The following is a 22,585-nucleotide window of genomic DNA, read 5'->3' on the forward strand; positions in this document are numbered from 1 at the left end:
AAACGGATTATATCTTCCGGCGCGTGATTTTACGCCTCGACTTGGACCTGTGACAGGCTTGCCTGTGTGCCTGATCCTTCGATGAGGTGGCCTTGCTGCCATGGTTTTGTATGATCATGGCCGTCGTCCCGTGCCACGATCACTTTAAGCGGGAGTGGCGCTGAGATGGGAATCGTTGATCAGGCCAAGGCTCTTCGGGCACGCCTCGTCGAAAACACGATGCCGCAGCGGTTTGTGTTTCATCATGTTCCGAAATGTGGCGGAACCTCGGTGGGACGTGCGTTGCGCAAACGCTATATCCTGTCGCAGGCGACGGTGAAGCCGGACCAAAGTTTCTTTGCCTTCGAAGCCTATAGCGGACGTAGCGACCGGGAAGCCATGCTCGTCGACGTGGCTGAACTGCGCGAGCAGATGATGCTCTATCACATGTTCGACGATGTCCATTGCGTCTCGCTGCATGTGCCGTTTTCGGACATCGCCCATGCCCGGTTTGCAGAGCGCTACAAATTCATCACCGTGCTTCGGGAGCCGGTCGCCCGGTTCGTCTCCCATTACTTCTGGAGTTACCAGAAGCCGAACGATCACGCCCGAATCGAAGAGGATTTCGAGACTTTTCTGGGCACGGAGCGCGCACGTCGGCTCGGTGCCAGTTATGTCGAATATTATTCCGGGGCACCGATGGCCCCAGATCTTGCCGAACCCGAACTGATCGCGCGCGCCATCGCCAATCTGCGCGAACGTTTCGACGTGGTCGGGCGGCTCGACGATCTGCCTGGGTTCGAGGCGTCGCTGCACCAGGCTTTGGGCGTACGCATCAAGGTCGGTCATGAAAACAAGGCTCGGCAGCCTCAGGCAACGCGCAAAACGATGGTGACGCCCGAATTGATGGCGCGCGCCCGCGAAGTCTGTGCCCCCGATATCGCGGTCTGGGACGCGATGTTTGGCGCAGGCGGGGCAGATGACTGAAGCGCCGCAGGGCGAGGCCCGTGTCAGCCTGCGCCGATTGGTCGGCTGGGGGCTGATCGGGCAGCTTTCCTACGTGATCAGCCAGTTTCTTTTGCTGGTTGCGCTCGCGCGCTACGCCTCGGTGGCCGATGTCGGTCGTTTTGGCTTGGTGAGTGCGATCACTTTGCCGATCTATTGGTTTTTCAACCTTGGAATCCGCGCCAATCAGGCGACCGACACACGGGGCACGTTCAGTTTTCACGAATTCCTCGTCCTGCGGATCGTCGCGAGCCTGGTCGCGTATGGGATCATCGTTTTGCTGGCCTTCACAGTGGTGGATCCGCTGGCGCGCACTGTGATGCTGGTCTTCGGGGCGGCGAAGGGTGTCGAAACCTATTCCGAGCTGTGTTACGGTGCCTTCCAGCGCACCGACCGGATGTCGGATGTCGCGATTTCCCTGATTTTGCGCGGCTTTGGCGGCACGGCGTTGTTCTGGATCGTGATCGCGCAGACCGGCTCGACCTCGGCGGCCTATGGCGGGCTGCTGCTGGCCTGGGTCGTGGTTGCGGCGGGCTTCGATCTGATCCGTGCGCTGCGCATGGCGCAGGGGGCTGGCGACCACGGAACGGTGCGGCCGAAAGTGGTCTGGAAACTCGCGATCACCTCCTTGCCGCTCGCGTTCAACGCGCTGCTGTCGGCTCTGCAAGGCGCCTCGCCGCGCTATGTCATCGGCCATTTCCTCGGCCTTGTGGCTTTGGGGCATTTCACCGTTGTTGGCTATGCCATGCAGGCGGTGACCACGATCGTCAATGCGATCGGGCAATCCATCGTGGCGCGCTTGGCGCATTACGTGTCTTCCGGAAACCGGCATGCGTTTCGCCGGACATTGCGCCGTTTCCTTCAGCTTGTCGCGGTGGCTTCGGCGATCGCGTCTCTGGCGATGCTCGGGTTCGGCAATTGGGTGCTCGTGCTGATCTTCGGTGCCGATTATGCGGGGCAGGGCGCGCTTCTGGCGCTGGTGATGATCGCGGCGGGAACAACCGCGAGTGCCACCATCCTGCAATCGGGTCTTCTGGCGACGCGCCGCTTTGGACTTAATCTGCGAATCCGGATCGTCAGCTTTGTCGCGCTGCTGATCGGCAGTGTGATCGGGGCGCTGACACTCGGACTGCCGGGGGTGGTGATGGGCATGATCGCCAGCGCTGCCTTGCAGAGCGGTCTGCTCTGGGAGACGTTGCGACGGCTGCCTTTCGAGACGGGGGACCCGCGATGAGCAAAGCACGCTTGAGTTTCGTTCTTGAGGATGCCCTTGGATGGCGCACCTACCGCGCCCGGCTCGAAGCGGTGCTGGCGCAGCGTGAGGATATCGAGGCGCAGGTGATCCCGGTCACGCTGACCCGCCGCGACACGCTGTTTTTCAAGCGCAACAACATGCGTTCCCGGGACCATCTGTTCCGGCGCATCGACCCGATCGACGCCTTCGCTGGGCGCACCGGACGTGCGATCCGAGAGGGTCTGACCGAATTTCGCTCCGAGGCCGTGCATTTCGCGGCGCATTGGCCCGCCGCCGCGCTCGCTGGGCAGGCGGGCGCCATGCCCTTTACCGTGACGCTCGACAACACCCGTGCCGGGATCGAACGCGATCTGCCGCGGGGCGCGTGGACGGCGGCCGACATGGCCCGGGAAGCGGCTCTGTTGCAGGCGGCGGCCCATGTCTTTCCAATGAGCCACTGGACGGCGCGCTCGGTGATCTCCGATTGCGGCGTCGCCCCGGAGGCGGTCACCGTCATGCCCCCTTCGATCGATGTCGCGCAGTTTGTGCCCGCGCGGCTGGCCGGGCGCGAAGGGAAGCTTCGGGTGATCTTCATCGGCAACGATATTGCGCGCAAAGGCGCCGTCGATCTGGCCAATTGGATCGCTGGGCCGCTTGCGGAGCTTGCCGAACTGCATATCGTTTCCGGCGATCCGGCGGCGCGCGCGCTTTCAGACAAGGCGACGGTACATGGCAGGGTGCCCAACGCGCGTCTCGTCACAGAGCTGTTGCCGGAGATGGACGTGTTGTGCCTGCCGACACGATCGGACATGTCGCCACAAGTGCTGGCCGAGGCGGCGGCGGCCGGGTTGCCCGCGGTGGCCAGCCGGATCGGTGGCATTCCCGATATGATCCTCGAGGGGGAGACCGGGTTCACCGTGCCCGCAGGCGATGAGGCGGGCTTTGTCGCCGCGCTTGCAGGCCTGGCGCAGAACCGCATCCTTGCGGCAAAAATCGGTACGTCCGCGCGTGCACATGCCGTCGAGGCCTTCGACGCAGCCCGCAATTTCAACCAACTGATTGACCGGCTCGTGGCAATCGCTCGTACGAAACATGGAGAACCGAAGTTATGAAACCGAGAGAAATTGCTTCAGCGTTTGGATACGCCAAGCCTTACTTTTACAACTACTGGAAATTCAATCGTGTTCATACGGCAGATATCACCCCCAGCATGCGCGATTCCGGGTCGATCTTCATTCATATTCCCAAGACTGCGGGCATGAGCATCCATCGTACCATATATGACCGCGATACCGGCCATGGTCATGCGCCGGCTTACGGGTTTCGCAAACGCAATCCGCAAGAATACGATAAGCTTTTTACCTTCACCATCATGCGGGAGCCGACGGATCGCTTCATTTCCGCCTTCTATTATCTGAAGACAGCGCCGATCAACGATCGTGACGAAAAATGGGGCAAGGACCACCTGGCCGGTTATCAAGGCCCCAACGAGTTGCTGACGGCAATCCGCGAAAATCGCTGGGTCAGGGGAGAGATGCTGAGCTGGGTGCATTTCACGCCGCAGGCATGGTTTATCAACGATCAGGCCGGGAACCAGATGGTCGAATATATCGGCAGGCTTGAAGAGTTCGACCGTCACATGAGTGAGATCGCCACGCGTCTCGGTCGCGATTTCACTCCGAAACAGGTCAACAAATCCAAACGACCGCGTGAGACCCCTCTGGACGATGCAAACCTCGCGCTGTTGCACGATTTTTATGCCGAGGATTACGAACTTTACGACAAACTCTTTGGAACGAATTGATATGTCCCTGGACACCGTCGTCATCGCCACCGACAGCGCAAGGCTGAACGGGGGGACGGCCAAGGTCGCCTTCACCGAGGCGGCTGGTCTGGTCGCGGCGGGGTATCGGGTGATTTTCTTTGCCCCAACCGGTCCGGTCGATCCGGGGCTCGCTGCCAGCGGGGCCGAGGTGGTCTGCCTGAACGAACCCGACGTGCTCGACGATCCGAACCGGCTGCGGGCGATGGGGCGGGGGATCTGGAACCGTGGCGCGGCGCGGGCGCTCCGCGAGGTTCTGGCCCCGCTCGACCCCAAACGCACCGCGATCCATGCCCACAGCTTCTCGCGGGCGCTCTCGCCCGCGCTCGGTCCGGTGTTGAGCGGATCGGGCGTTCCGGCGCTGTTCACCATGCACGACTATTTTCTCGCCTGCCCGAATGGCGGGTTCTACGATTACCGGCGCGAGGAAATCTGCACCCGCCGTCCGATGGGCCTGTCGTGTCTGAGCACGAATTGCGATGCGCGCTCGCCCTTGCACAAGGGCTGGCGCGCGGTGCGGCAGGCGGCGCTTTGGGGGCCGGGCGGGCTGCCGCGTACCCTGCGTGACATCGCCTATATCTCCGAAACCCAACTGGCCGCGATGCGCCCCTATCTGCCGGATGGCGTGCGGCTGCACCACATTCTCAATCCGATCGAGATCGATGCCGGGACGCCGCGGGTGCGCGCCGAAGAGAACGACGTTTTTCTGTTCATCGGTCGTCTGATGCCCGAAAAAGGCGCGCTCGATTTTGCACGCGCGGCAAAGGCTGCCGGGGTGCGCGCGGTGTTTCTCGGTGCGGGACCGCAGGAAGATGCGATCCGGGCCGCCAATCCTGAGGCCGAGCTGATGGGCTGGGTCAGCCCCGCCGAGGTGGCCATGTGGCTGGGCCGGGCGCGGGCGCTGGTGTTCCCCTCGGTCTGGCCTGAACCGTTCGGTCTGGTTGCGGCCGAGGCGCTGTCGCGCGGCGTGCCTGCGATTGCCGGTCGTTGGAATGCCGCATCCGAGATGATCGCCGACGGGGCGAACGGTGTGGTATACGAAGAACGCGAAGCTCTGAGCGGGGCGTTGCGGGGCCTGCGCGATGCGGACAGGGTGGCGGCGATGTCGCAGGTGGCCTATGCGCGGCGAAGCGGTTATGCTGCCACGCCCGAAGCGCATTGCGCTCGAGTCAGTGATGTGTTGGAAGGGATCATGCGTAAATGACGGCCGAAGTGGATATGCTGCATCGCAGACAAACGCGCCAGGCGATTTCGCTCGAAGAGCTCGTCATGTGGTGCATGCAGCTTTTTCTGGGGTTCCTGTTTGTCGTCCTGATCGAACCGGCGCCGTCGGATTTGTTCTTTGCGCTCGGCTTCGGCATTTTCCTGTTCACCGGAAAATTGGCCGTTGCGCGCAACCTGCATCCCTTCTTTCTGGCCTTCTTGGTGTTCTTCTTCGCCAATATGATTTCGGCCCTGTTCTGGAAAAGCGCCGGGTTCGGGGCACAGTATATGGCGATCACCGTGTACATGCTTCTGATCCCGCTGATGATGGCCCATTTTGCCCTGCGCTACGGAGAAGAGGCGGTCGACCGTTTTTACAAGGCGCTTTTCATCTCTGCGCTGATTTCATCGATCATCGGGGTTCTTGCTGTGCTGCGTCTGACCCCCGGTCCGGTCGATTGGTATTTTCGCAGCGATGATGCGCTGCGGCTCTCTCCTCTGTTCAAAGATCCGAATGTGTTCGGCCCATTCATGACAACAGCGGCAACTCTTCTCATCGGGCAGAGTATGCGCGCGAGCGCGCGCCATAAGGTTCGGGGGTTGCTGCTGGCGCTCTTCATGCTGTTCGTCATGTTTCTGGCTTTTTCGCGCGGAGCCTGGGCGGGGACGGCGCTATCGGCCGCCATCTTCTTTGTGCTGATGGCGCTTTTCGCGCGACAGCGCCGCACCGTCGTCACCTTCTCGCTGTTCAGCACGATTGGCACCACCATTGCGGTGCTCGCGGGCATGGTGCTGCTGATCAAGCTCAATCTTGCCGATTTCTTTACCCGCCGTTTTGCATTGCAATCCTATGACGACAATCGATTTTCGAACTGGGCAAATGCGCTGGAGGTCATCACCGAACGCCCCTTGGGGGTCGGTCCGGGGCATTATGTCGGTCGCACGCACTTTCCCGAAAGCGAATTCGGTCTCGCCACGCATAACATTTATCTGAAGGTCGCTGTGGAGAACGGCTGGCTTGGCTTTATCGCCTTCTTCGGGGCGATCCTGTTGCTGTTGGTTCAGCTCGCGCACTCCATTATGACAAGCGACGACCGCCAACCGTTGCGCATTGCGATCTTCGCCGCCATCATCGGTCAATTGTTCAACAGTTTCGTGGTCGACTCGTTGCACTGGCGGCATCTTTTCGTGCTGTTCGGCTTTGGCTGCTGCGAACTCGTACTCTTGCAGATCGGTGCGCGAAAACGGAGCCAGTGAGGCGGCCGTTCGTCTGATCACAGTCTTGCCCCTGTACGGCAGCAAGGCTTGCCGGACGCTGTTGCGTCTCAGACGCTTTTGATTTCTCGTTTGAACCAGGCAATCGCCTGTGAACTCAGCGGATGTGGCAAAAGATGCTCGGGGCGCAGAGCCCAGAAACTCTCGGCACTGTGCACCTTGCCTTCGAAAGGCTCGCATAGAAGCCCGCTCTCAAGATCTTTCAGAACATAGATCCGCGGCACCAGCGCCAGACCGAGCGCATGGCGGGCGGCGGCGATCAACGCCGCACTGTTGTCGAAACGCGTTCCCATGATCGCCCCCCTATAGGGCACCGCCGTGCCGCGCAGCCATGTCAGCCAGAGATCCGGGCGCGTGGCGTTTTGCAGGGTCGGCAGATGATCGAAATCCAATATGCCAAGCGGCATGTGCAGCCCGGGCAGGTCTTGCGATGCGATCACGGTCAGGCTCTCGGGCGCAAGCGGTTCCGCACGCACCCCCGTCCATGCTCCCCCGCCGCGCCGGATGATCAGATCGGCATGGCTCTCATGCGGCGGCACTCTGGTGTCCTGCATGCGAATCTCGATCAACACGCCCGGCAGGGCGGCCCTGAGGCGGGCCAGACGCGGGATCAGCCAATGCGTCGCAAAGCCGATCGGAACCTCGATGGAAAAGGCCTCGGTCAGGCTCTGGCCGCGCACCGCGTCAATCGCCGAGGTTTCCAGTTCCGAAAGCAAACGATGCGTGTCCCTGAGATAGGCGTCCCCCACCTCCGTCAACACAAGACGCGACCCGATGCGTTGAAACAGCTTGAGACCAAGGAATTGTTCCAGCGCGGCGATCTGTCGGCTGACCCCGCTTTGGGTGATGCCAAGATCCTGGGCCGCATGGGTGAAACTGCGATGCCGCGCGGCGGCTTCGAAACACTCAAGGGCGGCGAGGGAGGGGATGAAACGACGCATCAGGGGTCACTCCTTATCATGATTAAAACTCATGACGGCATGCTGTTCTGCATCCTTTCCTTTTTCGCCCCCTCTGGCAAACTGTTTCAAACAAAGAGATGAAAGTCGCCCCCCGCACAAGGTATCGACAGGTCCGGCCTGCTTCATGAGCAATCTTCATTCAAAACATATCGCGGTCATTGGCGCGGGCATTGTCGGCCTCTGCGTGGCGGAACGGCTCATGGCCGAGGGCCATCGGGTCACGCTGATCGAACCGGGGGTGCCCGGTGGGGAACAGGCCGCAAGCTATGGCAATGGCGCATTCATCAGCCCGGCGTCGGTGATCCCGATGTCCGCGCCCGGCCTCTGGCGGCAGGTGCCCAGAATGTTGCTCGATCCGACCGGCGCGCTTTCCGTCCGGCTGCGCGACCTGCCGCGGCTTCTGCCGTGGCTTCTGGCCTTCCTGCGCGCCGGGAACCGTCCCGGGAAAGTCGCCCGTATCGCCCATGACCTGAATGTTTTGCTCAAGGACGCCCCCGCGCGCCACGCGGATCTGGCCGCCCGCAGCGGGCAGACGGCGCTGATCCGTCAGACCGGCTTGCTCTACGCCTTCCGGGATCGCGCCGCATGGCAGGCCGAGCGACGTAGCTGGGACCTGCGCGCCGACTGTGGCGTTGTCATGGAACAATGCGATGCCGCGCGTCTGCGCGATCTGGCTCCCGATATCGCGCCGGACTACGGTTTTGGCATCCTGATCTCCGAGGGCGCGCATTGTGCCGATCCCGGTGGCTATGTCGCCGGTCTGGCGCGTCATCTCGTGGCCGCGGGCGCGGCGCTGCGGCAGGACCGGGTTCTGGGGCTCGATCTTGCGGCGGGACGTCTCGGGGGGCTGCGTTGCGAGGGGGGCGATCTGCCCTGCGACCGGGTGGTGATCGCCGCGGGGATCGCCTCTGCGCCCTTTGCCAGAGAGGCCGGGGATCGCCTGCCGCTTGCCGCCGAGCGGGGCTATCATGTCGAGATCGCCGACGCGCCTGTTCGTCTCGATGTGCCGGTGATGCCGCAGGACGGCAAAATGGCCAATGTCACCACGCGCGGAGGGCTGCGCGCCGCCGGTCAGGTGGAGATTGCGGCCCCCGATGCGCCGCCGAACTGGGCGCGGGCGGATGTGTTGTTGGCCCATCTCGAGCGCAGCTATCCGGCGCTCAGGGGACGGGCTCATGATCTTCGGCGATGGATGGGCTGTCGTCCGTCGATGCCCGATGGCAGGCCGGTGATCGGTCGCGCCTCCGGCTGCGCCGATGTGATCTATGCCTTCGGGCACGGTCATATCGGCCTCGCTTCGGCTCCGGCCACGGCGGAAATCGTCGCCGATCTGATCGCCGGGCGCATGCCTCGGCGCGAGGCTCTGCCATTTTCGCCCGCGCGGTTCGGGGCGCCCAGAGGTCCGACATAAGTCCGACACAAGTCCGACGCTTTGCCGACCCTTCGTTTCGACCGGAAAGATCCCGCCATGACCCTGCCGCCGCTGACCGCCTTCGGGCCCGATTTCACCTTTGCCCATGACGACTGGCTCGCCCATCCGGCGGGTTTGGGCGCTGTGCCGAAGGATGTTCTGGGCACCGAGGTTGCGGTGATCGGGGCCGGAGCCTCGGGCGTGATTGCGGCCTATGAACTGATGAAAATCGGTTTGAAACCCGTAATTTACGAGGCGTCGCGTTTCGGCGGACGGCTGCGCTCGGAGGTCTTCGACGGCACGGGATACGAGGGCTCCCCACCTGTGATCGCGGAGATGGGCGGCATGCGGTTTCCGGCCTCTTCGGCGGGATTTTACCATTATCTCGACCTCATGGGGCTCACGACGAAACCCTTCCCGAACCCTTTGACCAAGGCCGCCGGATCGACCGTGATCGACCTTGAGGGTGAAACGGTTTATGCTCGTGAGTTGAATGACTTACCATCATTTTATCAGGAGATCGCAAGCGCCTATGCACGGGCGCTCGACGAAGGTGCGGCCTTCACCGAATTGCAAAACGCCATCCGCGCCAAGGACGCCGCGCGGGTCAAATCGTTGTGGAATCCCATCGTCGCCGCCTGGGACGAGCGCACCTTTTACGATTTCGTCACCAGTTCGGAAGCGTTCCAGTCTCTCAGCTTCCGTCATCGCGAGGTCTTCGGGCAGGTCGGTTTTGGCACCGGCGGTTGGGATTCGGATTTCCCGAACTCGATGCTTGAAATCTTGCGGGTGAATCTGCTCGGGTTTGACGACGATCAGCGCTATGTCGTGGGCGGGGTCGAGAGCGTCTTGCGGCGCCTTTGGCACGCCGCGCCACCCTGCGCGTATTGGCCGGAGGGCAGCTCTCTTGCGACCCTGCACGGGGGGGCAACCCGTTCACGTGTCACGAAAATTTCCAGATCCTCTCCCGCCGGTCCGCTGTGTCTCACCGATCAATGGGGCAATGAAGACCGTTATGACGCGGTGCTCGTAACCTGCCAGAGTCACCTCCTGACCACCGCCATGGAGGTTGACGAAGAGCTGTTCGATCAGCCGCTCTGGATGGCACTCGACCGGACGCGCTACATGCAGGCGGCGAAGACCTTTGTCATGGTGGATCGCCCGTTCTGGACCGATCTCGACCCGAAAACCGGGCGTCCTGTGATGTCCATGACGCTCACGGACCGGATCACTCGCGGCACTTATTTTTTCGACAATGGCCCGGATCAACCTGCGGTGATTTGCCTGTCCTATTCCTGGATGACGGATGCGCTCAAACTGCTGCCGCTGAGTGATGAGAAACGTGTGGATTTGGCCTTGAAATCATTGGGGAAAATTTATCCTGATGTCGATGTTGCTCGCCATATCCGGGGCATGCCGAAATGCATCAGCTGGGAGGCGGACGAGAATTTTCTCGGTGCGTTCAAGGGCGCTTTGCCGGGGCACTACCGCTACAATCACCGGGTCTACAGCCATTTCATGCAAGGTGATATGCCTGCGGAGCAGCGTGGAATTTTCCTCGCGGGCGACAGTGTGAGCTGGACCCCGGCTTGGGTCGAGGGCGCGGTTCAGACCGGGCTGAACGCGGTTTGGGGGATCGTCGCTCATCTCGGCGGGGCCTGTCATGCGGCCAATCTGGGGCCGGGCGATCTCTATGCGGATTACGGGCCGGTGCACGTGCAGGGATGAGAGCCGGGATGAGAATGGATCGATGCCCCGCCCTTGAAAACGCATCTCGTTCCGCCTTGATATTTTGGTGAAAAAATGTCGTAAAATGCACTGAAATTATAGACAAAAATCTTGATTTATGATCTTTTGTCACGGCTCTGAACTCTGACAGAAAGGCGCATTTTCATGACCTCCTCTCCTCGCAAAATCGGTATTCTCGGCGCTGGTAAAATTGGCGTTGCGATCCATGACGCGCTGGCGGAAATGGAGGGGGTGGAACTGGTCTACATGCTGGCCGGACGCGCGCGCCCGGAGGGGGTGTCGGAAGCGTTGATCTTGACGGATATTGCGGAGGCGCTGGCGCGGGAGGTCGATCTGGTGATCGAGGCGGCGGTGCCCGATGTGATCCATGACCATGGCGCGACGATTCTTGCCAAAAGCGATCTCTGCGGTTTCAGTTGTACCGCGCTGTCGCGGCCGGACACCGAACGCGCTGTTAAGGATGCCTGCGCTGACTCGGGGACGCGGTTTTTCGTGCCGCATGGCGCGGTCATGGCGCTCGACGGTCTGGCGGATGGGCGCGATGTGATCGAGCGTGTGACGATCACCACCATCAAGAGCGGGCCGAGCCTCGGACTTGCCGAGGATGCGGTCGGGCCGCTGTTCGAGGGAGCGGCGCGCAACGCCTGCCTGCAATTCCCGCGCAACGTCAATGTTCATGCCGCTGTTGCGCTGGCCGGGATCGGCTTTGACCGGACGCAAAGCCGCGTGGTCGCGGAGCCGGGCAAGGCGACGATGGAGCATCTGATCCATGTCGAGGGGCAGGGGCTTGAATGGGATATTCGCGTGTCGTCCCAATCGCTTGGCGGGGTGAGCGGGGCCTATACACCGCGCTCGGCCGTCGGCTCGGTGCGGCGGCTTCTGGGGGGATCGGGCGTCAGCATTGCGTGACGCCCGAGGCGCGCTTTCAGCTCCCGAAGGCTTTCATCAACATCCGTGCGGCGGTGATGAACAGAAACACCGCGAAGATGCGTTTGAGCTTTTTCGCCGGGAGCCGATGTGCCAGTGCGACGCCCAAAGGGGCGGAAATAAGTGTCATGGCGATGGTGGCGGCAAAGGCTGGAAGGTTGATCAGGCCAAGTGAGAACGGCGGTTTGTCGGTCAGTGTCCAGCCATGCAGCGCGAAGCTGACGGTCGAGGGGGCTGCGATCAACAGGCCGAAACCGGCCGCCGTGCCCACGGCACGATGCATCGAAAGGCCGGAAAGCGTCAGGATCGGAACGCCGAAAGAGCCGCCTCCGATCCCCATCAACACAGACAGAAAGCCGATGCCGGAACTGAGCGCGGAGCGCAGCGGTTCGCCGGGCAGGCGATGGCCTTCGGGGGCCTCCTTCGGTCCGCCAAAGGCCATCTGGGCAGAGACCAGCATGCCAAGTATGCCGAAAATGGCCAACAGGACATGTGAGGAGAGGCGCGTGGCCACCAGTGTCCCGATCACCGCCCCAAGCACGATGCCCGGTGCCCATGTCCGCAGGATCTCCATGTCGACCGTGCCGCGTTTGCGATGCGATTGCACGGAGCGCAGAGAAGTCACGACGATGGTGGCCAAGGAGGTGGCCACACAGACCTGCATCAGATGGGCGCTTTCATAGCCCATGGCCGAAAACAGGAAATAGAAGGCGGGCACGAGGACGATTCCGCCGCCGAGCCCCAGAAGTCCGGCGATGATCCCGGCGACGAAACCGGTCGCGATCAGCACCGCGCCGAGTTGCAGATAAAGCATCAGATCTGTCATGGTTTAGCCCAGCGTCAGCCCGCCGTCGACATGGACGGTCGCCCCGGTGATCTGACCGGCCTCTTGCGACAGAAGGAACGCCACGGTGGCGGCAATGTCATCGGGTTCGGTCAGGCGGCCCGTGGGCGTGGCGGCCATGGCGGCGGACAGGGTGTCGGTCGTTACGGCCAGATGTCCGCCGCCTTGTTTGCGGGTGAAGCCGGGAACCACGGAATTGACGGTCGTGCCGCTTGGGGCGAGCTGAAGCGCGAGGGCTTCGATCAGCGCTTCGATGGCGGCCTTGGCGGCGGAGGTCGTCGGGAAACTGGTGCCTGCCTTGCCATGGACATGGGCGACGAAGGAGCTGATCGCGACGACACGCCCCCAGGGCGAGGCGACGAGATCGGGCAGGGCCGCGGTGACGAGCCCTGCGAAGGCGCCCGGCATCATGGCGAAATCGCGCATCAGATCGTCGTGGTTGAACTGGCCGAAGGGCGTTTTGGAGGCTTTTCCGGCATTGCTGACGATCTGGTCGACCTGTCCGAAATTGGCGCGCGCCTGAGTGACGAGCAGGACAGGAATATCCGGGTTGGCCAGATCGCCGAGGGCTGTGAGCACCTGCGATCCGGCGTCTCGGCAGTCTTGCGCGACGGTTTCGAGAGGCTCGGCATTTTTACCGGTGTGGAGCAGGAGGTTGGTGTCCGGTCCCGCGCATTTGCGTGCGATCGCAGCCCCGATGCCGCTTGCTGCGCCGGTGACGATCAGGGTGCGTTTCATAGTTTTGGTCATATCGTCCGTCCGTGCGCACGTCGCGCGGTTGTGCGGGGAGCTTCGGGATGGCCTGAGGCGATCCCATTGGCTGTGCCGCCGCCATGGCCGCGCGACGTGTCATTGAGTGTGAGTTTGGGAATGTCTCAACTCAAATTTTGTATATGGTATACAATATTGCCGTGCAAGCCCTTCTGGTGAGATTTTGATATGTCGTGTGCGTCGATGTATGAATATGAGGATATTGCAATAAATATGGGCATAATTGACGTGTTTTGGCAAAGTCGAGAGCGATTCTCGGTTTCGTGGTCGCGATGCCCCTCGTGACCAGCCTTTGAGTGGCAGGGGAAATTTGGAATACAAAAATGGGAAATTTTCATATTTTTGCGCGCAAAAAATAGGCGAAATTCGATTAATAATTGTGCGATGGTCTATTGTTTCGAGGTGGTGGGCCTCTGCGGGGAGGATAAGTCTTCGAAGCCGTTGACAGGGATTTCGGCCGCTCCCTAGGCTTGGAGCAGGGAATGTCGGCACTCATCAAAAGAACCCGAAAAATCGGGACAGACCTCCTAGCCAACGGGAAAACAAATGAACGCACCTTATCGTACTGCACTTCGTGCCGCGTTTTCACGCGCGCTCGTCTCGGCACTGTTGCTGGGCACCGCTCTGCCGCTCCACGCGGCGGGGGTTACGATCGCGATCGGATCCGAGCCAACAACCCTAGATCCGCAACAGCGTGACGACGGGGCTGAGCGGGCGGTGACCGACAATATTTTCGAAACGCTTCTGGAACGCACCACGGATGGGATGCTGGTTCCGGGACTTGCGGCTGAGATGCCGACGCAGATCGACGCTCTGACATGGGAATTCAAACTGAAACCCGGCGTGAGTTTCACCAATGGCGAGCCTTTCAATGCGGGCTCCGTGGTGACCTCTGTGACGCGGATCATCGACCCGGCGTATAACTCCGAGCAAATGGCCTACCTCGGCACCATCGAAGGGGCCGAAGCCGTGGACGATCTGACGGTTCAGATCAAGACGACCGCCCCTGATCCGGTCCTTCCGGCGCGGATGTACTGGATGAAAATGGTGCCCGCGACCTATGCGGCAGATGAGAAGTTCGGGCGCGAACCGGTTGGGACGGGCCCTTACATGCTCTCTGAATGGGCGCCGGGTGAGGGGATCACACTGGTACGCAACGACGGGTACTGGGGCGATGCGCCGACGATCGACGATGTGACTTATCGTTTCATCGGTGAGGCGGGAACGCGGCTTTCGGGGCTGATGGCGGGCGAGCTCGACCTGATCCGAAACCTCTACCCGGAATTTGCCGCCGCCGTGCCGAAAGCGATCACCACGCAGGGGCTCGAGACCTCGACACTGGTGCTGTCGACGGCGAACCCGGTGATGGAAGACCCGAAAGTGCGCAAGGCCTTGAACCTCGCGATCGACCGCACCGCGCTGGCGGAAAGCCTGTTCGTCGGCAATGCGATCCCGGTCTATGGCCAGCTCGTGAACCCGAAAAGCTTTGGTTTCAATGAGACCCTGCCGCAATACGATTACGATCCCGAAGCCGCCAAGGCGTTGATCGAAGAGGCGGGGGCGACCGGCAAAACCATCACGCTCGTTGGGGAATCAGGGCGCTGGCTCAAGGACCGTGAGCTGATCGAGGCGGTGGGCGCCTATTGGTCGGAAATCGGGCTCGACGTGGACATCCGCATCGAGGAATTCGGTGAATATCTCAACCAGCTCTTCGATAAGGAAAGCCGCCCGGACGCGATCTTCGTGACCAACTCCGACGAGCTTCTGGATGCCGACCGACCGCTGACCGCAGGGCTTGAGTATAACGCGAGCTACGCTTCCAACGTCGACGAAGAGATGGCCGCGAAAATTCAGGCGGCGCGTTCGGAAACCGATGTCGAGGCCCGCAAGGCGCTTTACGCCGAGATCACGCAGAAAGCCTTCGATCTCGATTATCTCGCTCCGCTGCTCAATCAGGAAGACATCTACGGTCTGAGCGAACGGCTGGAATGGACCCCGCGGATCGACGCGAAACTCCTCGTCAAGGAAATGTCCGTCTCTGAGTGATCTCTGCTGATCTCAGGACGCATGTTTCTCGCAGGCAGAGCGGCTGGGCCGCTCTGTCCCACGTAATTCAGACGATATGGGGCGGACTTATGGGGACGTTCATTTTGAGAAGAGCTTTTCAGGGCCTTCTCGTGGTGCTTGGTGTAACGATTGTGGTGTTTGTGGCCACGAGGCTGATCGGCGATCCGGCCAAGGTCATGTTGCCGTTGTCGGCCAGCGACGCGCAGCGCGCGGCTTTCGAGGCGCAATTCGGGCTGGACAAGCCGCTGGGCCAGCAGTTTTTCAGCTTTCTCGGCGATCTCATGCGGTTCGATTTCGGGGAAAGCATCTGGCAACGCAAACCGGCGCTCGACGTGGTGCTGGGCAAGCTGCCCAAAACGCTGGAGCTGATCGGCGCGGGAATGTTTCTCGCCATCGTGATCGGCATTCCTTTGGGCGCCGTGGCGGCGATCCGGCCCGACGGGCTGTTCGACCGGCTGATTGTCGGGCTGAGCCTGACCGGGTTGTCGATCCCGCAATTCTGGCTGGGGCTTTTGCTGATCATGATCTTTGCCGTGGGGCTTGGCTGGGTGCCGACCTCGGGGACGGGGACGCTGGCGCATCTGATCTTGCCAGCGGTGACGCTTGCGGTGCCGGCGATGGCGCGGATCATGATGCTGGTGCGGTCGTCCGTGATCAACGAGTTGAACCAGCAATATGTCCGCACCGCCAAGGCGCGCGGGCTGCCGTTCGTGCGGGTGCTGTTCCAACATGCCATGCGCAACGCGCTGGTGCCTGTCCTGACCCTTGCGGGTTGGGAAGTGATCAGCGCCTGGGCGGGGTACACGGTCGTTGTCGAGACGGTCTTCGCCTGGCCGGGACTGGGCTTTACCGCGATGAAAGCCATCGGGCAGAGCGATCTCTTCCTGCTTCAGGCCATCGTGTTCGTCGTGGCGGTGGGCATTGTCCTCGTCAACATCCTGCTCGATGTGCTGTTCAAGCTGATCGACCCGCGGATCAAGGACGCCTGAGCCATGACCATCACTTCAACCTCTTCGCTTCCTGAAACGACCCTGAAACAAGGCTTGCTCATGTCCCTCGCTCCCGTCGGGCGCTTTCTCTCCGAATTGTGTCGTGACAAGGCCGGGTTCGCAGGCTTCGCCTTTCTCGTCCTTCTGGTCCTCGTGGCGCTCTTCGCGCCGCTGATCGCGCCTCACGATCCGGCGGCGCAATCCGTCATGGCGCGGCTCAAACCGCCGGTCTGGATGGAGGGCAGCGTGCCCGGCTATCTTCTGGGCACCGATATGCTGGGGCGGGACATCCTTTCGCGGCTTCTTTACGGTGCGCGCTCCTCGCTTCTTGTGTCCGTCTCCGTTGTGGCGCTTGCGGGCAGTTTCGGCGTCATGGCCGGGCTGATCGCGGGCTACAAGGGCGGTCTGACCGATGCCGTCATCATGCGCATCGTCGATGTGCAGGTGGCTTTTCCGGGTCTTTTGCTGACACTTCTGCTGGTCGCGGTGATCGGGCCGTCCACGACGACGATCATCGTCGTCTTGGCCTTTTCGAACTGGATGATCTACACCCGTGTGGTGCGCGGCATCGTCCTGTCCCTGCGCCAGACGCCTTTCATCGAGGCGGCCGAGGTGGTCGGTTGCAAAACCTCCCGGATCATCGTCAAACACATCCTGCCGAACCTGATCGCACCGCTTCTGACGCTGGGCATTCTCGAATTCACCAACATCATCCTCGCCGAAGCGGCCCTGTCTTTTCTCGGCCTCGGGGTGCAACCTCCGGCGACCAGCTGGGGTCTCGATGTCGCGGGGGGCAAGAATTACATGATGATCGCCTGGTGGCCGATCACCTTCCCGGGGCTCGCCATCGCGCTCACGGTGCTCTCGATCAATCTTTTCGCCAATTGGCTGCGTGTCACCACGGAACCCGCCGAACGCGAAAAACGCTACGCCCGGGGCCGCGCCGCCAAGATGCGCCGCACCAAAGCCTGACAGGACGACAAGGAATACAACAATGGCAAACGCACAACCTACACCGATCCTTGAAGTCCGCGATCTTTGCGTGGAGTTCGACACTATGGCGGGGCTCGTTCAGGGGCTTCGCGGGGTCTCTTTTTCCGTCCTGCCGGGCGAAACCATGGCGCTCGTGGGCGAAAGCGGTTCCGGCAAGAGCGTGACCGCGCAGGCGATCATGGGGCTTATTGGCCTGCCGGGGCGGATTTCCTCGGGGGATATTCTGTGGAAAGGACAATCGCTTCTGACCCGTGAAGGTCAGAGGGCCGCGGGTAAGCTCCGGGGCAAATCCGTCTCCATGGTGTTTCAGGATCCGATGACCTCGCTCAACCCGCTGATGACCATCGGTGCGCATCTTGTGGAGGTGCTGCGCCGCCACATGGGTCTTTCAAAGGACAAGGCCTTTCAGCGCGGGGTCGAATTGCTCGACGCCGTGGGCATCACCGAACCCAAACGGCGCATGGGGCAATATCCGCATGAGTTTTCCGGTGGGATGCGCCAGCGCGTGATGATCGCGCTCGCCATCGCCTGCGAGCCGGAGCTTTTGATCGCGGACGAACCGACCACGGCACTGGACGTGACGATTCAGGCGCAGGTGCTCGATCTTCTGGCCGATCTGCAAAAATCCATGGGGCTGTCCATCGTGCTGATCACCCATGATCTCGGCATCGTTGCCGGGCTTTGCGAAAAGGTCGCGGTGATGTACGCGGGCTCGATTGTCGAGGCGGGGACGGCGGAAACCGTCTTCGGCCATGCCGAACATCCCTATACGCAGGGGCTGATCCGTTCGACGCCGCGACTCGATGATCGGCGTGCGCGGCTGGTATCTATCGACGGTGCGCCGCCCAGCCTGTTGCACCCGCCCAAGGGCTGTGCCTTTCAATCGCGTTGCCCGATCGCCTCGCGGCAATGCGACGAAAAACCCGCGCGTCAGGCCACGCCCGAAGGCGGCACGGTCTCTTGCTGGACGCCTTCCGTGGCGGCCTGGGCCGATCGGGTGGAGGTTCTGGCACGATGACCGATCAGTCCAATCGTTTCGAAACGGATCATGCCGTGACCCCGGACATGCCGATCCTTTCCGTGCGCGGTCTTGGCGTCACCTTCGACGGTGAGCGCGAACGGCCCTTCGGTCCGCCGAAGAAAATTCAGGCGCTCGACAACATCACCTTCGATCTGGAGCGCGGCAAGACGCTTGGCCTCGTTGGGGAGTCCGGTTCCGGCAAATCGACCCTCGGTCGTGCGATCCTGCGCCGTCTGCCGATCTCCGAGGGGAGGGTGATTTTCGACGGCAAGGATATTTCCAATGTCAAAGGCGAAGCGCTGCGCCGTCTCACCCGTGACATCCAGCTGATCTTTCAAGACCCTTACACAAGCCTCAACCCGCGCATGAAGGTGCTCGAACTCATTGCCGAGCCGCTTTTGGTGCATGGGATCGTGTCCTCCATCGAGGAGGCACGCGATCAGGTCGGCGAGCTGATGCGTCTGGTCAACCTGCCGCTCGATGCGCTGGATCGTTTTCCGCATGGTTTCTCCGGCGGGCAGCGTCAGAGGATCGGCATTGCCCGCGCTTTGGCGCTCAAACCGCGGCTGATCATTGCCGACGAGCCGGTTTCGGCCCTCGATGTGTCGGTGCGCGCGCAAGTCGTCAACCTGATGCAGGACCTGCAACAGGAGCTGGGGCTGACCTATGTGTTCATCGCCCACGATCTTTCTGTCGTGCGCCATATTTCCCATGACATCGCGATCCTGCATCGCGGTCACATGGTGGAGATGGCGGATCGGGATGCGATCTACGAGGCACCGGAGCATCCCTATACCAAGGTGCTGTTGTCTGCTGTGCCGGAACCCGATCCGGCGCTGCGCCGCAATGGCGATTGCGCGCCCGAAGCCCATCGCCCGCCGGAGTTGAACCTGTCGGGGCCGGGGTGCCGTTATCGCGATTGTTGCGACAAGTCGGGCGGTCATTGTCAGCGCGAAGCGCCGCCTTTCGCCAGGCACGGCGGTGGGCATTGGGCCGCTTGCTGGCATGTGTCGACGGACTGAAATCGTTTGAAAGCTGGACGGGGAAGGGGCGCTCACGGCGTCCCTTTTTTATCGTCCAAGTTTTGTGCCGTCCTTGCGCGGGTCCGATCCGGCGATCAATCCGCCGTCCTCGGTGCGCATGACGCATTGCGCCCCGCCGAAATCGCTGCGCCCGCCCAGTTCGCCCGCGCCGGTGGCGTCTTCGAAGCCGGCGGATTTCAACGCCGCCGCGAATGCCGGATCTGTACCGGTTTCCAATGCGATCTGGGTGTCGCTTTCCAGTCGCCAGCGTGGGGCGTTCATGGCCTCCTGCACATCCTGCCCCCAAGCGGCAAGGCGGACCATCATCTGGATATGGCCCTGCGGTTGCATCAGCCCGCCGACCACGCCGAAGACCGCATGAAACCGCCCGTCTTTCATGGCCGCCGCCGGGATCACCGTGTGATAGGGCCGCTTGCCGCCCGCTACGCCGTTGATATGCCCCGGTGCGGAAAAGCCGTGGCCACGGTTTTGCAGGCAGATGCCCAGTTCCGGAACGCCGATCCCGGAGCCGAAACGTTTGAATACGCTGCTCATGAGCGTCACGGCAAAGCCGTCGCGGTCGACAATCGCGGTGCAGACCGTGTTGCCCGACGGGTCCGCCACGGTCTCCCGCGCGTATTTCATGCCTTCACGGGTGGCTTTCACCACCTCGACCATGCTCGTTGGATCGTCCATAGGCAGGTCCATCGCATCGAGCGCCTCCAAAGCCTTGAGCACTCCGATCCCATGCGTGTTGGGCGGGCATTCCAGCACTTCGATGCCTTTGAACATCCGCCGCACCGGGCGGTCGAAAAAGCCCTCATGCGCGGCGAGATCCTCGGCGGTCAAAAGCGCGCCGCGTGCCTTGGCGGCGCGTTCGATCGCTTCGGCGGCCTTGCCTTTGTAAAGAGCGTCGGGGCCATCGGTGGCGAGGGCATCCAAAAGATCGGCCAGCGCGGGGTTGCTGAACCGCTCTCCGGCCACAGGGATCGCATCGCCTCTATAGATTGCGTTTGATGCGGGGTCGTTCTGGATCACACGCGCGAAAATGCGCCATTCGCGGGCGCAGATCGGGGCGACCTCGAAGCCGTCGCGGGCGATCCTGGCAGCAGGCGCCAGCAGATCGGCGAAGGGCAGGCGGCCGAAGCGCGCGTGCAGATCGGCCCAGCCGCGCGCCAGCCCCGGCACGGTGACGGAATAGGGGTGGCGCTCGGGGATTTTCTGGCCGGGGAAGTCGGCCACATGATCCGGGGTCAGGGCGCGGGGGCTTTTGCCCGTGCCATTATAGGTAAGCGGTGCCTCGCCCGGCGGCAGCAGCATGGCGAGGCTGTCGCCGCCAAGCCCTGTGGCCATGGGTTCGACCACCCCGAGGATCGCGTCGGCGGCAATGGCGGCGTCGACGGCTGTGCCGCCGCGTGCGAGAATGTCCATGGCCGTTTCCGCCGCCAGGGGATGGCCGGTTGCGACCGCCTCCTTGGCTGCGCTCAAACTTGTCAAAGGGGCAGGGGTCACGGGTGTGCAGTCCTTGTTTTGGGTGCCGTTTCGTTTTCGACTCTCCGGTTTTGCCGTTCGGAGTACGAAAAGTTTGTATTTAGTATTTCTAATATTGATTGAAAATTTTGCAATATTTTTTAAAAATAATTATAAATCAGTATCATAGTATGATTTACAGATTTTCTTCTCAGTGAGAATAATGTGTGGACCGATAATTTGGTATACAGTATGGTGGATTGAGGCCCGAAGAATCTCGCATTCCCCTAACGCCGACAGGGTCTCGCCAAGACGCATAAAACCTGACGCATAACCAACACGGAGACGGAAATGGGCAAGGTCCTTAATCCCGACGAACTTCGCACAGCTCTTGAAAACGCCATTCGCGGCAATACCGCCAACGCCTCGCCGTTCAGCCTGGCCTGGGCCAGCGGCAAGCTGTCGCGCGAACATCTCGCGCGCTGGTGCGAAAACCATTATCACTATGTCGGCCCCTTTGCCGATTACCTCGCCTATGTCTACGCGCGCCTGCCCGCGGAATTCGAAGAGGCGAAAGACTTCATGCTGCAAAACATGTATGAAGAAGAGCTGGCCGCCGACCGTCACACCGATCTTCTCATCCGCTTCGGTGAGGCCTGCGGCACCACGCGCGAGCGCATCAAGGACATCGAGAACGCCAATGCCACCACCCGCGCGCTTCAGGCTTGGTGCTACAACACCGCGATGCGTGAGGACCCGATCGTCGCTATCGCCGGTCTCGTGGTCGGTCTCGAAAGCCAGGTGCCGTCGATCTACCGCAAACAGACCCCGACGCTGCGCGACAAATACGGGTTCACCGACGAAGAGGTCGAATTCTTCGATCTGCACATCGTCTCCGACGAAATCCACGGCGAACGTGGCTACCAGATCGTTCTGGAACATGCCCGCACCTATGAGCTTCAGCAGAAATGTCTGAAAATCTGTGAGGTGGGCGCCCAGATGCGTCTCCTGTACACCACCTCGCTCTACAACGATTACGTCGGTTCCGAGATCCCGCTCGCCGAGCTGGGTCTGGCGGCCTGATCCTGTCACGAGAGGGCGGGGTCTCCCGTCCTCTCCAACCCGGAAGAACCCATGCCGAAAGTCACACTGCACAAGGGCGGTGAGGTGTTTGTCGACGATATCGATCCGAACACCAACCTCGTCGTCCGCGCCGGGATCAAGAAATTTCCCTATCCCAATCTCGATTACAAATGCGGCATGGGGAAATGTTCGACCTGCACCTGCCGCATCATCAGCGGGGGGGAGCATCTCGAAGCGCCGAACTGGAAGGAAAAACGCCAGTTGGGCGACAAGCTCGACGAGGGCTACCGTCTTGCCTGTCAGCTCTGGGTGTCCGAGGACATCGAGTTGACGCAGGACATCTGACCCCACCGGACCCGCCGCATCAGGCGGGCCGTTCCTGACCCACAACTTCCCATTTCCTACGAGGGACAGCCATGTTCGTCATCCTGACCACGAAACCCGAAGAATTCCACACCGTCATGGGCGAGGGCGTCACCTGCGTCGAATCCTATGACTATATTTTCTACGGTCGCAAACGCGCCAATTTCACCATTGCCGAGCTTGATGGCGTGGACCGGATCACCATTGTCGAAGACGCGCCGCCGCATATCACCAACAAGGTGCCGAGCAAGCTGTTCGAAAGCTTCGACACGCTCGAAGAGGCGCGCGAAGAGCTGAACACGCTCACCCATTACGGCAGCATGGACATCGAGTTGCGCCTCGTCTGAGGTGCGCCGGGATCGTTGAAAAGAAACGCACAAAGCCCTGAAGAGCCT

Annotated in this window: 21 protein-coding genes; 17 read left to right on the top strand and 4 right to left on the bottom strand. The window is 61.5% G+C overall.

Annotation, left to right across the window (positions count from 1 at the left end; genetic code table 11):
• Positions 1-165: 165 nt before the first annotated feature.
• The 6 genes from V1475_RS12550 to V1475_RS12575 are packed head-to-tail and all read left to right on the top strand — an operon-like array spanning position 166 to position 6,500.
• Complete coding sequence (locus V1475_RS12550; protein WP_434287487.1) at positions 166-966, top strand: sulfotransferase family 2 domain-containing protein; 801 nt, start codon at positions 166-168, stop codon at positions 964-966.
• Positions 959-2,218: a lipopolysaccharide biosynthesis protein gene (locus V1475_RS12555; protein WP_479413008.1), complete on the top strand. Its 1,260-nt coding sequence runs from the start codon at positions 959-961 to the stop codon at positions 2,216-2,218. Before V1475_RS12550 ends, V1475_RS12555 begins: the two co-directional genes overlap by 8 nt.
• Complete coding sequence (locus V1475_RS12560; RefSeq protein ID WP_479413009.1) at positions 2,215-3,330, top strand: glycosyltransferase family 4 protein; 1,116 nt, start codon at positions 2,215-2,217, stop codon at positions 3,328-3,330. The genes V1475_RS12555 and V1475_RS12560 overlap by 4 nt, the downstream gene beginning before the upstream one ends.
• Positions 3,327-4,022 (top strand): sulfotransferase family 2 domain-containing protein, encoded by a 696-nt coding sequence (locus V1475_RS12565; protein ID WP_434287484.1) that lies wholly within the window; start codon positions 3,327-3,329, stop codon positions 4,020-4,022. The genes V1475_RS12560 and V1475_RS12565 overlap by 4 nt, the downstream gene beginning before the upstream one ends.
• Position 4,023: 1 nt before the next feature.
• On the top strand, positions 4,024-5,244 hold the full coding sequence (locus tag V1475_RS12570) for a glycosyltransferase family 4 protein (RefSeq protein ID WP_479413010.1): 1,221 nt from the start codon (positions 4,024-4,026) through the stop codon (positions 5,242-5,244).
• Positions 5,241-6,500, top strand: a complete 1,260-nt coding sequence (locus V1475_RS12575) for an O-antigen ligase family protein (protein WP_479413011.1) — start codon at positions 5,241-5,243, stop codon at positions 6,498-6,500. Before V1475_RS12570 ends, V1475_RS12575 begins: the two co-directional genes overlap by 4 nt.
• Before the next feature lie 68 nt (positions 6,501-6,568).
• Here the strand turns inward: V1475_RS12575 and V1475_RS12580 are convergent, their stop codons facing one another.
• Positions 6,569-7,459, bottom strand: a complete 891-nt coding sequence (locus V1475_RS12580; protein WP_479413012.1) for a LysR substrate-binding domain-containing protein — start codon at positions 7,457-7,459, stop codon at positions 6,569-6,571.
• Between the two features lie 145 nt (positions 7,460-7,604).
• Between V1475_RS12580 and V1475_RS12585 the strand changes: the two genes are divergently transcribed.
• The 3 genes from V1475_RS12585 (at position 7,605) to V1475_RS12595 (ending at position 11,549) form a co-directional block, all read left to right on the top strand.
• Positions 7,605-8,891 carry an NAD(P)/FAD-dependent oxidoreductase gene (locus V1475_RS12585; RefSeq protein WP_479413013.1) on the top strand — a complete coding sequence of 429 codons (1,287 nt, stop codon included), beginning with the start codon at positions 7,605-7,607 and terminating at the stop codon, positions 8,889-8,891.
• A gap of 57 nt (positions 8,892-8,948) precedes the next feature.
• A complete protein-coding gene (locus V1475_RS12590; protein ID WP_479413014.1) occupies positions 8,949-10,619 on the top strand; it encodes a flavin monoamine oxidase family protein in 1,671 nt (556 codons plus the stop codon).
• Between the two features lie 165 nt (positions 10,620-10,784).
• Positions 10,785-11,549: an aspartate dehydrogenase domain-containing protein gene (locus V1475_RS12595; RefSeq protein ID WP_479413015.1), complete on the top strand. Its 765-nt coding sequence runs from the start codon at positions 10,785-10,787 to the stop codon at positions 11,547-11,549.
• A gap of 16 nt (positions 11,550-11,565) precedes the next feature.
• Here the strand turns inward: V1475_RS12595 and V1475_RS12600 are convergent, their stop codons facing one another.
• Positions 11,566-12,393: a sulfite exporter TauE/SafE family protein gene (locus V1475_RS12600; protein ID WP_479413016.1), complete on the bottom strand. Its 828-nt coding sequence runs from the start codon at positions 12,391-12,393 to the stop codon at positions 11,566-11,568.
• A 3-nt stretch (positions 12,394-12,396) separates the two neighbouring features.
• Complete coding sequence (locus V1475_RS12605; protein ID WP_479413017.1) at positions 12,397-13,161, bottom strand: SDR family NAD(P)-dependent oxidoreductase; 765 nt, start codon at positions 13,159-13,161, stop codon at positions 12,397-12,399.
• A 567-nt stretch (positions 13,162-13,728) separates the two neighbouring features.
• Here V1475_RS12605 and V1475_RS12610 point away from each other — a divergent pair.
• The 5 genes from V1475_RS12610 (at position 13,729) to V1475_RS12630 (ending at position 19,274) form a co-directional block, all read left to right on the top strand.
• Complete coding sequence (locus V1475_RS12610) at positions 13,729-15,228, top strand: ABC transporter substrate-binding protein (protein WP_479413018.1); 1,500 nt, start codon at positions 13,729-13,731, stop codon at positions 15,226-15,228.
• A gap of 89 nt (positions 15,229-15,317) precedes the next feature.
• Positions 15,318-16,238 carry an ABC transporter permease gene (locus V1475_RS12615; protein WP_479413019.1) on the top strand — a complete coding sequence of 307 codons (921 nt, stop codon included), beginning with the start codon at positions 15,318-15,320 and terminating at the stop codon, positions 16,236-16,238.
• Positions 16,239-16,241: 3 nt separating this feature from the next.
• Complete coding sequence (locus V1475_RS12620; protein WP_479413020.1) at positions 16,242-17,210, top strand: ABC transporter permease; 969 nt, start codon at positions 16,242-16,244, stop codon at positions 17,208-17,210.
• A gap of 22 nt (positions 17,211-17,232) precedes the next feature.
• Positions 17,233-18,249 (top strand): ABC transporter ATP-binding protein, encoded by a 1,017-nt coding sequence (locus tag V1475_RS12625; RefSeq protein WP_479413021.1) that lies wholly within the window; start codon positions 17,233-17,235, stop codon positions 18,247-18,249.
• Positions 18,246-19,274 (top strand): ABC transporter ATP-binding protein, encoded by a 1,029-nt coding sequence (locus V1475_RS12630; RefSeq protein WP_479413022.1) that lies wholly within the window; start codon positions 18,246-18,248, stop codon positions 19,272-19,274. The genes V1475_RS12625 and V1475_RS12630 overlap by 4 nt, the downstream gene beginning before the upstream one ends.
• A 48-nt stretch (positions 19,275-19,322) precedes the next feature.
• Here the strand turns inward: V1475_RS12630 and V1475_RS12635 are convergent, their stop codons facing one another.
• A complete protein-coding gene (locus tag V1475_RS12635) occupies positions 19,323-20,705 on the bottom strand; it encodes a gamma-glutamyltransferase family protein (protein WP_479413023.1) in 1,383 nt (460 codons plus the stop codon).
• A gap of 390 nt (positions 20,706-21,095) precedes the next feature.
• Here V1475_RS12635 and V1475_RS12640 point away from each other — a divergent pair, with 390 nt between their 5' ends.
• The 3 genes from V1475_RS12640 (at position 21,096) to V1475_RS12650 (ending at position 22,537) form a co-directional block, all read left to right on the top strand.
• Positions 21,096-21,827 carry an iron-containing redox enzyme family protein gene (locus tag V1475_RS12640; RefSeq protein WP_434287467.1) on the top strand — a complete coding sequence of 244 codons (732 nt, stop codon included), beginning with the start codon at positions 21,096-21,098 and terminating at the stop codon, positions 21,825-21,827.
• 51 nt (positions 21,828-21,878) lie between these two features.
• Entirely contained in the window at positions 21,879-22,172 is a 294-nt protein-coding gene (locus tag V1475_RS12645) for a 2Fe-2S iron-sulfur cluster-binding protein (RefSeq protein WP_479413024.1), read from the top strand.
• A gap of 71 nt (positions 22,173-22,243) precedes the next feature.
• Positions 22,244-22,537 (top strand): ferredoxin, encoded by a 294-nt coding sequence (locus V1475_RS12650; RefSeq protein ID WP_434287465.1) that lies wholly within the window; start codon positions 22,244-22,246, stop codon positions 22,535-22,537.
• The last annotated feature ends 48 nt before the right edge of the window (positions 22,538-22,585 follow it).

The organism is Celeribacter sp. SCSIO 80838 (assembly GCF_056498065.1).